Raw genomic sequence first — 14,723 nt, forward strand, 5'->3', positions numbered from 1 at the left:
AACACCGGCACCCACTCCGGCCGGTCCGCACTGATCACCTGATCCACACCAAGATCATCGATCGCGGCGACACACCGTTACGGGACAACCTTTAGTGATCCAGGAGCAGCACACGCTTCCCGCTCGCGGCGGGTTCACCCTCCTGCGGGCGGCGTTGGAGAACGCAGCGATCGCGGTCTGGCTCCTCGCTCCCGTCAACCGAGATGAAAGAGTCTTTCGGTTACTGAGGTTGGAATGGGCCGACGCATGGGACGAGTCTCAAGCCATGGAGTTGATGGCGGCCGCTCACCAGCGCGACAACCGCAAAGCCGCGTTACAGGCACTGGCGCGCGACCGAGGAATGTCCCAGGAACGGATCAGCCAGGTTGCTGCGCGACAGGTCAGCTGGGGTGAGATCGTCGCTACCGCAGGAGACGAGGCCCGACATCTGACTGGCATGCGCGCGAAGTGGGCGTGGATGATCTGCAGTGGCCTGACGCATGCCCGCAGATGGGCAGCCCTAGGTTTCCTGCGCAATGAGCTGTCTCCAGGAGCGACCGATGACCTCGTCGGAGTGAAGGTGAGCGCGACAGAGCAACAGATCGCGCTCATGGCGAATCTCGCAGTTCAAATGCTTGCCGAGGGCTGGCGCCTGTTCGACGAACGGCGCCGTTCTAATCTCTGACTCAAGCCTGGGCGTGGCTTGGGCAACGCAGTGCATCGACTAGGAGATGCGCCATCGGACGCAGGGATCGCAAATGAAGGCCAGTGAGGATCGAGCTCGCGCGCTCCTCGAGCAGGAGCTCGGCGTTCGCCTTGACCGGATCTCTGAGACGCAGGATCGCCCCACTGCCGACTTCCACGCCGTGCACGAAGGTCGCACAGCCTTGGTGGAAGTAAAGGAGATCACCAGCTCGGCATATCGAGAGCTAGTCGCCGTAGCTGCAAGAACGCAATGTTCGTCGGACTCCACGGTGTTGACGAAGCGATGGACCGTCTTCATCGACCTACCGAACAACTCGACCACGCTGGACCCGTTGCCGAAGTTCCCTCCAGACGATCCTGAGGACGCCGCCGCCCTGTCCCAGCATCTTCCAGGCTGGCGCATCGTCACTCGGAGCGAACGAGAAGCCGAGTGGCGCCGGAGCCATCCTGGACCGAAACACCCGCCAACGCCTCGACTTGGGAAGCTGCCGCGTGACCTTGAGACGCACCTGCGCGCGCTCGAGGAGCATGACATTGGGCTGGCGCAGGGACTCAGCAGGCTCGACGGATCAACAGTTGCCGTGGCAGAACAAGCGATAGCCGTCCGAACCCAGAACGCGCTGTGCCTGGCACACCCACCAATCGGCGAGGAGAAACCCGGCATCGACATCGTGCTCGCTTCCGGCTACGTCCGGACCGGTCGCGCTGACATACTCGTCGACCGCGTCGAGCTCTGGCTAGCCAGCGAAGAACACAGTAAGAACCTCCTCGACTCTTTGAGTACCGAACCCAGCGCGCAGCGGCATGCCGTGTTGGTGTTCGACTACGACACCGAACCTGAGTGCAGATCGGCAGGCGAGCAGGGCATCTCCTTCCGCCCAACACGACGACTTCAGCTACCCGAGCAGATCGACGTGCTTTGGCTCATCCTCGGTCCAGTCGCCTGCAGGTACACCGCAGGCAACGGCTGGCGAACCACCCTGATGCCGGAAACGTCCGAAGTGGACGACTGACACAACCCTCCCCATCCGCCAACGCAAGGCACTCTGCAGCGGCCGCCCCAACGACGTAGGCGACCAACAGGGTGAGCGTCTACCTCACCGGATACAGAAGGGACCGAGCTGTGACGAGTGCGTCTGGCCAGCGATCTCACGACGTCGCTGAGTACCAGGATCTGATCTCGCGCCAGGCATTCGAGCAGCTTGTGCACGTGCGTGGGGAAGGCGACGAGTGGGACTTCAAGGCCACCCTGAACGACCTCTCCACCAACTCCGCCAGGATCAGCCTCGCCAAGGACGCGCTTGCCTTCTGCAATCTGCCGGCAGGCGGCACGCTCATAGTCGGGGTGGCCAAGGACTACGAGCACGTCGGTCTAGCCACAACGGAGAAGATCGACACCACGGCCATCCGCAGAGCGATTGAGAAGTACATCGACGGCGACTTCATCGTCGTAGCGGCCGAGCACATGCTGGTCGAGCCCGGCAGCAACGAGGAGAAGCGCTACGGGATAGTCCACTTCCGACGGCGCTTCGCCCAACCTGTGCTAGCGGCGATGGACGGCCAGACCACAGACAAGCAGCCACAGTTCCGCTCGGGGGACATCCTCATCCGCCGGGGCGCCGCCAGCATCAGGGCAAACTCGGGCGACGTCAGGCGCCTGTTCACAAACAGCATCGTCCATGAGGAACGCGTCCGGGCAGTGAACGAAGTCTGGAGCTGCCTGGTTGAGCAGCGACGCCTGATGGGAGGCGTCGAGTACTTGTACGACCTCCTAGTGGACTCGGAGTATGCCAACGCCATCACACGACCTAGCCTTCGCGCGTCGCTCGGGAACCTCACGATGTGGCAGCACGCCGACGACATGGACGGCCTTCAGCTGCGCGTGAGCATGATCAGGCCGCACATTCCAGAACACCTGTATGGGCAGTACAGGGCGTGTGCCGCCTTCACAGCGAGGCTGCACATGAGAGCGATGGAGCGACGCGATGCTGGTGTCTTCCTGCCCTGGACCGAGCGGGATAACGGGTCGCCCGACCAGTATCTACGTCAGCTAGCGCTGGAGCTCATCCCGCAGGACGAACTCGATGGCTACTGGACAGGTCGAGCCACCGACCTCGGCACGTACCGGCCAGTCCGAGAGGTCATCGACGCCGCCGAACGTGCCGTGCTTAGCACCATCAGGCTCGTGCTAAGCGGACTGGGATAGCGCGGAGGCGAGGTCGATACAACTGGTACCGACCTAGCCCCGGTTCGAGTACGCGCCCGCGGCTCAGGTGGCGCGTACCGCCGCGAACGCCTCGGAGAGTGCGGCATCACGGCCGATGGTGTCGTGCGGGCGGATCAGGATGCGCACGTTCTGGATGTCGACGGTGGTGTAGCGGCTCAGGTCGGCTACGCCATTGTGGACGAGCACTGATGTGTGTGGTCTCAGGACTTCCTGGACGGTTTGTCGTCAGTACATGCTTGACGTCGCGCTGGTTTGTTGATCTTGTTGCGCCTTCCGATCATGGAGGGCTGCATGGACGAGACCGGCGCGTGGAAGGCCGAGCAGCGCTACCGGGCGGTACTGGAGGTCGGTGATGGGTCTCCGGTGAGCGAGGTCGCGATCCGGTATGGCGTGTCGCGGCAGACGATCCACACCTGGAGGAACCGCTACGCGCAGGACGGCATCGCCGGCTTACAGGAGGCGTCGCGACGTCCGAAGAGGACACCGACCCGCGTGGCGGCCGAGGTTGAGGCGCTGATCTGCGAACTGCGGCGGCAACATCCCCGCTGGGGTGCCCGCCGGGTCCGCCATGAACTCGGTCGCCGCAACGTCGACAAGATCCCGTCTCGGGCAACGGTGCATCGAGTGCTCAGCCGCAACGGCCTGATCAACGGCCAGGATCAGCAACACAAGCGGAAGTACAAGCGATGGCAACGCGAAGCGCCAATGCAGCTGTGGCAGATGGACCTTGTCGGCGGCGTGTTCCTGGCCGATGGTCGCGAGTGCAAGTTGGTCACAGGCATCGACGATCACTCCCGGTTCATCGTCATCGCCGCGGTCGTCGTGATCCCGACCGGTCGGGCCGTGGTCGAGGCGTTCACCGCCGCGATGCGCCGCTACGGCGTCCCCTCGGAAGTGTTGACTGACAACGGAAAGCAGTTCACCGGCCGGTTCACTCGCCCGTTCCCGGCAGAGGTGTTGTTCGAACGGGTCTGCCGCGAGAACGGCATCAGCCAGCGGCTGACCAAACGCCGATCACCGACCACCACCGGCAAGATCGAGCGATTCCATAAGACGCTGCGGGAGGAGCTGCTCGACGAGGTGACCGCGTTCGACACCCTGGACGCGGCGCAGAACGCGATCGACGCCTGGGTGCACAGCTACAACCACGCCCGCCCGCACCAGGCGTTGGACATGGCTACTCCGGCCAGCCTGTTCCGGCCCAGCGCTCCGAAGCCACTGACGGTGCCCCCAGCGTCTGTACTCGAGCTGGAGGCTGCACCGGACACCACGCCGGTCTTCGTGGACACCGCACCGCCGCCGACCGGCTCCACGGCCGCAGTCGAGTGGGAGGTACGCGTCCCGCCCTGCGGCCACTTCACCATCGCTGGCTGCCAGCAGCTCTGGATCGGCCCGGCCTATTCCGGCCGCACGGTTGGGGTCTGGGCTGACGACCGCAGCATCCACGTGATCCTCGACGGCCACCACCTCAAGACCGTCAGCTCCCGCCTGCACGACGAGCACCTACGCCATCTGCTGCTGCGCGGTGCCCGCCCCGCCGGGCCAGCGCCCGCCGCGCCCGCGCTCCCTCGCGCCGGCCGCGGCCGATCCCGGCTGCCTGAAACGACCGCGGTCGAGGTCGACCGCTCCGTTGTCCGCGACGGCGTGATCAGGTTCAACAACGAGGACTTCTCCGTCGATCCCGGGCTGGTCGGCCGTCGCATCACGCTGCGCCTGGACGGGCACCTCATGCACGCCGTCGCCGACAACACGCTCGTCAAGTCCTGGCCCTACACGATCACCCTGGACAAGCGCCTGGCCCTCACCGGCGCCCGGCACGCCAGCGGCGCGCTCCCACCGGCGCCATCGGGACGGGCTCCACGAGCCGAACGCCGCGTTCCCCGCGACGGCGTGATCATGGTCGCCCGGCAACGCCTGCGGGTCGGCGCCAACCATGCCGGAAAGATCGTCACCATCATCGCCAAGGACACCCACTTCCGGATCCTCGACGGCGAACAAGAACTCGCCATCCACCCCCGCAAGACGAACACGCCGATCACCCGGACCAAGGCCTGGTCCAAGCGCCGCTAACCCACAAGATCCTCGTCAAGGATGTGCTGAGGCCAAACCGTCAACCATCTCCTGAGACCACACACATCAGCACTACGTCGCCGGGGCGTAGCACGTGCGTCCGGTCGTCGTCTGCTGCGATCTCAAGCAGCTCGTTGGCAACTTCGTCAGCATGGGGACCGCGGTCCCAGGTCAGGGAGAACCCACCGTCCAGCGTTTCCCAGAACCTGAAGTTCTGCGCTCCCTCAAGTGCACCCGGCGCGCCGGATTCGAACAGGGCGACCATCAGCCGGCCAAGCACTTCGTAACTGTGGGCCGTGCCACGCGGTTCAAGGTTCACATCGCACACGATCACCGCACAGCAGTGGCATCGATCCGTCGGCACGCCGACGAATCCACCAGCCGGTGCTGTCGCACGCCCAAACAGGTGAAAAACAGGGGATGTCGACCTCCGTGCTGACATCGAGCGAAGGACTGGGCTAAGCGGCGGAGCGGCGCGGGATCGCCGGATCGGGGCTACGCCCAACACATGATCGGCGCTGAGCGGACGTTAGGGTGACGGAATGGACGCTATTGACGCTGAGCTGGCAATTACAGCGACGGAGACCTGCGAGGAGATTCTGGCTCTGCTACCCACTTTTCAGTCTCTGCCAGCCCGGTATTTCCGCGCTTTGGCGCTGATGCCCCTTGCAGCGCAACTCGGCGAGAAGCAGAAGCGTCTCGAAGACGCCGTCGCGGCGTATTCCCGGCCCCTTGTGTCGGGGCGGCTCGACGAGCCGGGTCCCATTGCGACCTCGTTGATCGCCCTCGTCAGCCAACTCTCGCGTATGTCGTTGCTGCTACACGGCCTCGCCCACACGACCACCGACAGGATGGCGGCGGCGCTGCGCGAGGAGCTGGACAACGTGAGGCACGCGACGGAAGCCGTCGCCGAGGCGATGACACCGCACAACTTCGCGGGCATCCACGCCTTCGTGGACAACGAATGGCTTGGCAACGCGCTCGTCAAGGAGGCTGCGGTCTGATCCGGAGGGGGCTGATGTGACAAACGGGGCTGGTGAGACGCGGCCCTTCACACTGGAGTCGCAGCACAGCTCGGGCCACTTTGAGGCCGCGCATGAAGGGACCCCGGATGCCAGCGCGACAACAACGCCGCCTTCGATTGGGCGAGCGCTTTTCCCAGTTCATCAGTGACGTCTCGCCTGGGATTGAACAACTCATCGCTTGGTCCGAGGCTCGCTCGCTCAACGTCCATCCGAAGAACCGACGACGCCGCGTAATCGCGAGATCCTCAACCCTTACTGCTGTGGCGCTCATAGCCGGCGCGGCCTTCACCAGTCACCCCTTGTGGCCATGGTGATGCGAAGTAGTCAGACGCAGTTGAGTCGTTGGCGTGGCAGCCGGCACGACCCGTGGTCACCACTGACGCTAGACGTTGCGGTGCCCCCCAAGCCTTGAGGTCACCGCAAAATCGACGTCGAACTGTGGGGTTCACAGTAGTCGGGTGGCGCTCATCCGGGCAGGTACAGGCCCCCAGGTGAGCGCCGAGTTTCAACACCGGTCGACTTCTGAGAAGATAGGAGGCTGTTCACACCGCCTGGGACGCCGAGCCGTGGAAGAGCGCCGTCCAACCACGACGGCTCGTCCGCGCACAGCTGACGAACCAGCGCGTACTGCTCAGGCACGACGAGGTTCCTGGGGATCACGACCGACTCGCGGACCGTGCCGTCAGGCAGTGTTCTCAGGTACCCGGCACCCTGCTCGGTTGCTTCGCTATCCGGGTCGACTGGACCGTCCATCCGGTGTTCGGTCGATGTGACAACGACGCCGAGGACGTGGGGATGCTCTGTGAATAGTGGTCCAAGAGTGTCGGCAAGGACTCTGATCTTCTGCGTGAGCGGATAGCGCGCGAAGGCCGTCATCGGCCACAGCGCGCCGTCGTCCTCAAGCCAGATCCACGCAGCTCCCGCCGATTGTGTTTGGACTGCCTTCTTCATCAGGGCACGGACTAGCCGCTCCTGCTGGTCCACTTCGAGCGCAGGGGATGCCAATGTTGTGTGGACCGACGCAGCGTCCGGTTCGACCCTGAGCGTGTCGCCGTCGATCGTCAACTCGATCGACCGGTCGTCGCGCGCGGCCCTGACCGCGGCATCCTCGACGATCCTCTGCCAGTCATCACCAAGGTTCAGCAGCAGCACCCCGGACCAGCGGACAGAGTGCTTCTGCTCAAGGTGGATCAGGTAGCAGGTCATCTGCTCCGTTCGAACGTGGTGCTTGGTTGACGCGCTATCCAGACCGATTCTGCGGAACTCTATGAACACTTCGCTACCTGCACGGACAGCCAGAAGATCTCCAGGTCCGCCCTGGGGTTTACGCGGTTCGAGAACCACGCGCGCGCCAGCCAGTCGAGCTTGTACAGCAAGCCGTGCCTGGCCGATGCCGTGGAGGAACTCGTCACGGACGGGGTTGTCGCGGAGGTTTGCCCGCAGCTTGCCGACCCCCGCCACGCGGTCGACTGTCAGCAGTTGCAGGCTCGCCCACAACGCCAATGCGGCAACAAACGCTGGTGCCTTCCGCAACGACGGCCAGTACCGCGTCAGGTCCGGCTTTTGTGCTGGCGCGATCGTTTGTGTGGCTTTGTGTAGCCAGCCTGGCCCGAAGAACTGTTCCAGCTCGTTAGCCGCGCGGACACCCACCTGTCGGCCTGCTGCTGTGAGGAAGTCAGCCTCGTCCAGGTCGCCGAATCCAACTAGCCAATCCAGTTGGCGACGACCTTGCTCGACATCGATCCATGCACGGTTCACAGATCAAGCATCCACCGATGGCAACTGGTTTGCTCTCGCGCGCGTACCTAGCCCTGACCAACGTGCCGCTCGCTCACGACAGTCCGCGGGCTGTAGCTGTCACGAGGTGAGCACTCGAACCACGCCACCATCGCCTACCGCATAGATTGTCAAACGCAGGAGCGCTCGGACCCTCGATGGCGCACGCAGGGCCGCTCGTATCGACTTCGGTTCGTCCCGGATCACCAGGGCATAGCTGGTGGTGAGGTCATCCTCCTCGGATTGGCGGCAAAGGATCTGGCCGTACGCCGTATGAAGGTCAAGACCTGCGTCGGCTGTTCGGCCTTTGGCCTCGCAGCACAGCCGATTGCCGTCCTTTGATGCCACGACGTCCCACCGGTCACGCTCAACCTCAACCGACCAGCCAGCGGCCTCCAGCCAGCCACAGAACGCGTCTACGACAAGTGCTTCGTCGCCGCGCATAGCCACAGTCCCTTCAGATGATTCCCGAGTCAGGGCCCGATGCTGGCCGTGCGGGTTCCTAACGACAAGGCGGCGCCGCCGGCACAGCTCGCGTTGGTACGAACCTTCGAGATGCGAACGTTGTTCAGCCAGTCCTAAGTAGACCTACCTGTAGCGCCCCTTTCGACGCTTCGACTTTGACCGACTCGCCCCTCTCATCGAAGATCAGCTAGTAGCCACGTCCGGCAACTCAACTACCTCTTCCGCTGACTGAGCAGGGCGACCGCTACGTGAACTTCCAGAGAGCTCGCGTTTCACCTTCAGCCGACGACGCAAGCTCGGGTAGGCGGTTGCGAGTTCTTCCAGTCCGATCTCGCTCAGCACGACCTGCCAAATTTCCCCACATGCAACAGTCGCAGGAGGTTGGTGGCTCAAAGCTCCGTGGACACGAAGAACGCTGCGAGCTCGCCACGCGCCGTCCTCCCCGACCCACGCGAAGAGTTCGAGCGGGTCTGGCCTCCATCCGAGTTCGCCCCCTACGGCGGGATGCAATGCCAACCAGGTGTACCACTCCGGGTCAGTCCATTGTTCATGGCCGTGCACAACGAGCTCACCGTGCGATCGAGGTAGATCCAGCCGCGGGTACTTGTTCGCCAACGACCATGCCGCCTCCCACGCTCGCCTCCGGTCAAGGACCAAGCCCGCTGTCAGCGGCGGTGCAAGCATGGTCTCGAGTCGGCGGGTCTCGCCAGGCGTGCTCCATTCGAGGCTTCGCCACTCCGCTTCTTCTGCTAGGACAAAGGGCTGCTCTTGCGCGTAAGCGTTCCTGTAGACCTCTGCCGCAGCCAAAGTCTCGTCGCACCAGCCTCCGACGCTGTGCGTCGATGTTCCCTCTGGTCGCCACGGTCGCGGAGTGGACTCCAACACAGGCTCGGGCGCTATCGAGTGCAGCGCGACATCGATCAGTCCGAGGCTGTAGGCCGGATACGGAGGGGGATCCCCCAGTTCACTCGCATCAAGGAGTTCGGCGAGCACCAGTCCCATGGCACGACGACCGACCATGTAAGCCCAAGGCCGGTATCCATGCCGCTCACCACGCGTGGTCAAGAGGTTAGCCTGTGCCCGGTGGCCGCCGATGGTCCACCTACCTTCTACGGCATTAGCAAGCGCGGCTGCACGATGCATCACTGCCGACTCACCCAAGCCTGCCGCCGCGGCTAGCAGCTCGAGCATTTCGTAGTAGGGCGCCACCATCTGTTGTGGATCGTTTAGATCTAGATGCGGCACACCATGGCGGTCCAGCTCTGGAGGTGAGACGTCTTGCAACGGAGGGGTAATGAGCCCGTACCCGGCTGCTAGAGGCCGCGGTACAGGACGAGGTAGTTGCATGTCGTACCTGGAAGCAAACCGTCTAGCCAGATCCCGCAAGATCGCGTCCGGTCCCACAGCAGTCGCTTCAAGCTCCGCGACAAGTTTCGGAGCCAACCGCAAATCTGACGTTGCCTCAGGTGCATTGACCAAAGTGGATAGTGCTGCTTCTGCTGTCCAACCACCAACAGAGATTGCCTCTGCCAGTACAGCTTGTCCGATGGCTGGATCGTGATCCAGGATGACCTGCAGGGTCCGTCTGGAGCCGAAGTCGAGCATTCGAGTCGGGTGCCCCAGGTACCTCGTGCACCATCTAGTGAAGGCCATCAGAGGTCCGGCTTGCACTGCCGATGACTCAAAGGTTTCAGCCGCTGTGGGCGATGCAGCGGGAGCGATCTGGTCGAGATAGTTCTCGACGTCCGGCCAGGATCCTGCGACCGCGTCTGGCCCACCAACCAGCTCGATGATTCTCTTCAGCCCTTGCGGCTCCAGGTTTCCGGCCAGGGCGCCAGTCGCAAGGCAGGTGGAGAGGTCCTCTCTGGCCAGCCGGACAAGAATCGGATGACGATCAGCCAGCGCAGCATCGAAGATTTTGAGCCGGCTGCCGCCGTCGTAGTACCTCATCCAGCCGTACCCAGGCAGGCGGCTGAGAGCATCTGAAAGCGCTGCTGCTGCCCGTTCTGCTTCACCAGATCGAGCAGCGAGTGCAGCCAGGTCGCCGAGCGCTTGCCCAGTAAGCCTCAGACGAGTCGCTTGTTCCAACAGCGCGCGAGCCTTCGCGCCAACAACCGTGGGAGGTGCCGCGTGTCGCACCACCTCGTCCCAGCCTCCAGGGGGACAGTCTTCAATAGTGGCAGCCCTCCGCATCGCGCTCAGAACCGCTTCGATCGTCTGTGGCCCACTTGCTTCCGGTAGTTCCTGGAACGACGCTTCAGGCGTCTCTAGCGACCCAGAAGGCTCACGTACTGACCAGAGGGTTCGAGCTCGGATCAGCAACTCGGTCGGCCCGTCCGTGTCCCGTTCGTGGCGGGCGACCACCGCATCCTCGATCTTCGAGGTGGGTTCGAGTACGAGCGGGTAGAGCAAGTGTGCAGCGGCGGCCGCACCCACACCTACCGGAATCTCTGGGTGTACACATGCTGCTAAAACGAGTGTCTGTACAAGATCACTGCCAGGCAATACTTCCTTGTCGCACAGCCACTCTCCTGCCGCACATGCGAGCTCCGCATCGTAGGCAAAAGCCAGGCTCGTCAGCTTCTCAGCAGCCTCCTGTGCTTGCCCGCTCGCCACACCTGCAGCCTGTTGGACACGCGATGAGTATCGGGCAACTTGGTCTGCCAGTGTGTCCGCAGGAATCTGCCCTGCGCGGTATGCCGCGGCCAACCAGTCAACCCACTCTGCGAGCTGTAGGTCCTTGTCGCTCGCGCCGATTGCAGCCGATGCACGGACCGCCTTTTTGAGTGACTGCCGCGCACGATCCAAGTCGCCTGCCCGACGCCATGCCTTCGCTTGAGCGAGCCATAGTTTTACTCGCTCGTGCGGGTCACCAGCACGTTCGTCGAGGTCTTCTTCCAGAAGGTCGAGTTGCTCAATGGCCCAGCCAGTCATGGCCGGCGAAGCTGCGATCACGGACGACAACACTGTTTGCCGCCGTTCAGGACTCCAGTACCGAGCACGCTCGGAGCTAGACCATGCGGCCTCGAATCTTCCCAGCAACATCCCCAACTCGTCACCGCCAGCGCCAACCGCAAGCCGGACAAGACGCTGGTACATGCCAAGCGCCGCAGATCCGACGACGTACCAGCCACTCCAGTCACGGCTGACATGGAACGGAACCTCCACCAGGCGGACGATCGAATCCGCGTTAGCCGTGACCTTGGGCGGCTCACAGAGACCCGCCGCGGACAAGCGCAGTTGACCTTCCAACTTGGCCAGAACCGCCAACGCCTGCCGGAATCGTGTGGTGCCCGCGTCATCTGCCCGCGTTCTGCGGCTATGAAACGCGTCGGGATCCTCTTGGGTCGGATCTGGACGCGCCTCACGTAGCCGCCGGAGCGCGATCAAGACGCCGAACTGCTGAAGGCCGTCGTCGTTCGACATCGCTATATCAGGCCAGGATGCAACGGTTCCTGGCGGCACCAGTGCGTCGATCTCTGGAGCATCAACCATGCCAGCGCTCACCAGAAGTTCGGCTGCGGCAATCCGGATGTCAAGAGGAACGGCGTGACGGTTCAGGTCCTGCGATGCGACGTCTTCGTCCTCTTCTAGCTCTTGCGCATCGACTGGAGCATCTAGCTCGATCAGCTCACTTACCCAGCGGCGCATCTCAGCGAAAGAGTGGTCCTGGGCTGCGGCCTGTGCACGCAAGTACCGTGCGCTAGCTCGCCAAGATGTTGGCGATTCCGCGTCGATTACCGCCGTGAGCGCGTCGAGCGTCTCATCGTCTCGCAGGTCCAGCGACAGATCGAAACACCGCGCATGCGCCATCCGCCTGCAGTAACGGGCGCTCTGCATCGACTCCAGTTCGCGGCGTAGCTCTCGCACTCGTTCCCAGCCCGGGTCGCCTGCCGACGGGATCGTCGGAAGTTCGCCCTGAGGAAGCGGTAGATGGCGGTCGAGCTGTGTCAGCACCTCCTCAGTTCCCGACAGATGCCAGACCACTTCCGCCCAGTCCGCAACGATTTCCCCGTCTGGGACGTCACGTGCGACTAGCCCGGCCAGTCCGCCGCAAGCTCGCAGAATCCGCTGTACGGCGTCTATCTCATCGCCAGCAGCGTAGGTAGCTGCGAGCTTGAGTGCCGTACCTGCCTTGACTCTCAGTTTGCCGCCTCTGGCAACGTGTTCCACTGCTAGCGCAGGATCGAGCCGATGCACAGCGAGTGCGAGATTGTCGGGCTCTAGAACAAGGTCACGCGCCCATAGTTCGTTGCGGAACAACAGCATCCGCAAATACGAGGGTACGTCGCCTGCCTCGGTCGCGGAGCGCAGCGCCAGCAGCGCATGGTCGCGGACTGTCGCGGTTGGACGAAGGTCTAGCAGCGAGTGGCGCAGCCTCTCTGGTGTTGCAAGTTCGAGGACACGAGCATGCTCACCTGCAAGGAACTGGTGCGCGATCTCCTCGTCGCGATACACCAACCACTCATCAGTGGATCCAAGGCAGAGGTTGGCTAGCTTCCGATGCAGCATGGCGTCCCTGCCAGCGTTGACTTCTCCACCCACTCGGGCGGTGGCGTCGGCGAGAAACCTGCGGAAGCTGTTGTGGATGAATTGCCATTCAGGACCGTGGCGATGGAAGAACGGCGCGGTCCGTTGCACGAACTCGTCCAGGGCATGAGGATCAGCCCATGTGGCAAGCCAACGGACGTTCACAGGGACGCGAAGACGAGCGACCACTCCAAGCAAGTCTGCCAAGGCGGCCTCGTCGCCTACAGCACGTAGGTATCCCCTGTACCGCTGTTCGATGTCGCGACCGTAGGTCGACGCATCCGTGAGCAACCGGCTCGCAAGTTCCTGCCGGACGCGAGCATCCAGCTCACGTTCCTCCAGCGCCTTCAGTTCCTCCAGCACGTAGGTCAACGCCAGCGGGTGCCCTTCGCTGGCTTCCGCAAGTTTCTTGATGTGACCTGGGTATAGCCACTCGGTCAAGCCCGCAGCCTCCGCGAGCTGCTCCACTTCCTGCTTCGTCAGCGGAGGTAGCTCAATGGTCCGGCCCTCGCTAGCGAGCGTTGCCTGAATCGGGCTCGGCACCACACTCAAGGTTTGGGTACCAAGAACAACAAACACTCCGTGGGGCAACGCAGCGGGCGCAGGTAGCTCCTCCAGCAACGAGCGGGTCGGCCTCTGCTCACGCGGAATATGGTCGAGCCCGTCGATCACGATGACCGTAGCTTCGTTGTCTTCCTCCCACCTGACGCCGGCCTGATCGAGCATGTCGAGCAGGACCCGCTGACGGCTGCGCAAGTCGGTGCCTACGCCACTGCGGCGGAGGCCGGTGTCCTCCAGAGCCAACGACAGGTCGTGGAAGAAGCTGTCTGCCTCGCCGCGGCCACTCAATGGGTCCGGAGCGTCCGGGACAAACGCGTAGTAGTGCACGAGGTGCCCAGGAAAGTTGATCGTCGTGAGCAACGTCGACTTGCCCGAGCCAGCAGGTCCTACAAGCGCCAGGTATCCGCCAATCAGGTTGCTCGCCGCCGACTCCAGCGCCTCACGAGCCGCCTCGTTGCTCACGTAGGCCATGGGCACCGGGAAGCGGTGAGGATGGCGATACCGCAAGCGATCTACCCAATCGAGCTTGCTCAGCAGCTCATCACGACTTAGCCGCCCCTTCCGCGAGGGGTCGGTAACGATGTTCTGCAGGGTTTGGGCTAGGTGGTCAACTTCGCGGTCGTCCGGCGCTTCGTCAGGACGCAGCAACGGACTGGACGGCTGGAGCCCGAACATCAACTCTAGGTCTCGGACGAACAAGACGAAGTCATGATCAGACAGCCCACTGAGTTGACGAAGCCGGGTCCAGACTGGCTCCCACTGCACAACCTCGGGCAGCGCAGCAAGGTCGGACCATGCCCGAGCGCCGCTGACAACCATCTCGCGTACGGGAATGAACGCCCTAGCCAAGAACGCCGCGAGGCTACGCGGTTTGTCTGCAGCCGACGTGGCGAGCGGTGTCGTCCCTTTAGCCGCGGTCGTGGACGCATGGTTGTTGGTGCACAGGTAGATAGTCAGCGGCTCGGTGGACGCCCCTCGCAAGCGACTCCAAGCTCCAGCGAGTTTCGCCCACAACCCAGGCTCGTCCTTCTCACCTGCTGTCAGGTCGCTCCAGGTGAACATGCCGGGGAGCTGGGACCACTTGACCTGCAGAGCGTGTCGCCGCTCACCAGACTTGAACTGGAAGTCGTCGGCGATCCCCGCAGCCGGATCCGCCACGTGGATCCACTCAAGCGTGCCGAGCTTCGCGATGACGATCCTGGCTGCCAACTGGAACTGGCCGGCGAACCCAACCAGGGCCGACCTCTCACCTTCACTTGGCAACCGCGTCATCGCCATCCCTTCAGCTGTCACCCACAATCTGAGTGCACATCATTTTGGATGCGCAACTTCCCCGCCGCGTGTCCGACGCGCCAGGCGTTGACTCCAGCAGTGCAGCCATCGCG

Annotated in this window: 10 protein-coding genes; 5 read left to right on the forward strand and 5 right to left on the reverse strand. The window is 63.3% G+C overall.

Features of this window, described 5'->3' with window-relative positions; genetic code table 11:
- Positions 1-94 precede the first annotated feature (94 nt).
- The 3 genes from ACWEIJ_RS43920 (at position 95) to ACWEIJ_RS43930 (ending at position 2,890) form a co-directional block, all read left to right on the forward strand.
- A complete protein-coding gene (locus ACWEIJ_RS43920) occupies positions 95-664 on the forward strand; it encodes a hypothetical protein (RefSeq protein ID WP_449843230.1) in 570 nt (189 codons plus the stop codon).
- A gap of 73 nt (positions 665-737) precedes the next feature.
- On the forward strand, positions 738-1,697 hold the full coding sequence (locus ACWEIJ_RS43925; RefSeq protein ID WP_449843231.1) for a hypothetical protein: 960 nt from the start codon (positions 738-740) through the stop codon (positions 1,695-1,697).
- 71 nt (positions 1,698-1,768) lie between these two features.
- Complete coding sequence (locus ACWEIJ_RS43930) at positions 1,769-2,890, forward strand: ATP-binding protein (protein WP_449843232.1); 1,122 nt, start codon at positions 1,769-1,771, stop codon at positions 2,888-2,890.
- Between the two features lie 63 nt (positions 2,891-2,953).
- Here the strand turns inward: ACWEIJ_RS43930 and ACWEIJ_RS43935 are convergent, their stop codons facing one another.
- On the reverse strand, positions 2,954-3,097 hold the full coding sequence (locus ACWEIJ_RS43935; RefSeq protein ID WP_449843233.1) for a hypothetical protein: 144 nt from the start codon (positions 3,095-3,097) through the stop codon (positions 2,954-2,956).
- A 105-nt stretch (positions 3,098-3,202) separates the two neighbouring features.
- Between ACWEIJ_RS43935 and ACWEIJ_RS43940 the strand changes: the two genes are divergently transcribed.
- On the forward strand, positions 3,203-4,981 hold the full coding sequence (locus ACWEIJ_RS43940; RefSeq protein ID WP_449843234.1) for an IS481 family transposase: 1,779 nt from the start codon (positions 3,203-3,205) through the stop codon (positions 4,979-4,981).
- Between the two features lie 40 nt (positions 4,982-5,021).
- Here the strand turns inward: ACWEIJ_RS43940 and ACWEIJ_RS43945 are convergent, their stop codons facing one another.
- A complete protein-coding gene (locus tag ACWEIJ_RS43945; protein WP_449843235.1) occupies positions 5,022-5,300 on the reverse strand; it encodes a hypothetical protein in 279 nt (92 codons plus the stop codon).
- Between the two features lie 223 nt (positions 5,301-5,523).
- Here ACWEIJ_RS43945 and ACWEIJ_RS43950 point away from each other — a divergent pair, with 223 nt between their 5' ends.
- Positions 5,524-5,985: a hypothetical protein gene (locus tag ACWEIJ_RS43950; RefSeq protein ID WP_449843236.1), complete on the forward strand. Its 462-nt coding sequence runs from the start codon at positions 5,524-5,526 to the stop codon at positions 5,983-5,985.
- Between the two features lie 486 nt (positions 5,986-6,471).
- On the opposite strand, the gene ACWEIJ_RS43955 is transcribed toward ACWEIJ_RS43950, so the two are convergent.
- The 3 genes from ACWEIJ_RS43955 to ACWEIJ_RS43965 form a co-directional block, all read right to left on the reverse strand.
- Positions 6,472-7,764, reverse strand: coding sequence for a hypothetical protein (locus ACWEIJ_RS43955; protein WP_449843237.1), 1,293 nt, complete (start codon positions 7,762-7,764; stop codon positions 6,472-6,474).
- Positions 7,765-7,863: 99 nt separating this feature from the next.
- Positions 7,864-8,226, reverse strand: a complete 363-nt coding sequence (locus ACWEIJ_RS43960; RefSeq protein ID WP_449843238.1) for a hypothetical protein — start codon at positions 8,224-8,226, stop codon at positions 7,864-7,866.
- A gap of 204 nt (positions 8,227-8,430) precedes the next feature.
- Positions 8,431-14,616 (reverse strand): hypothetical protein, encoded by a 6,186-nt coding sequence (locus ACWEIJ_RS43965; RefSeq protein WP_449843239.1) that lies wholly within the window; start codon positions 14,614-14,616, stop codon positions 8,431-8,433.
- Positions 14,617-14,723: the final 107 nt, after the last annotated feature.

It is taken from the genome of Lentzea sp. NPDC004789 (genome assembly GCF_053601075.1).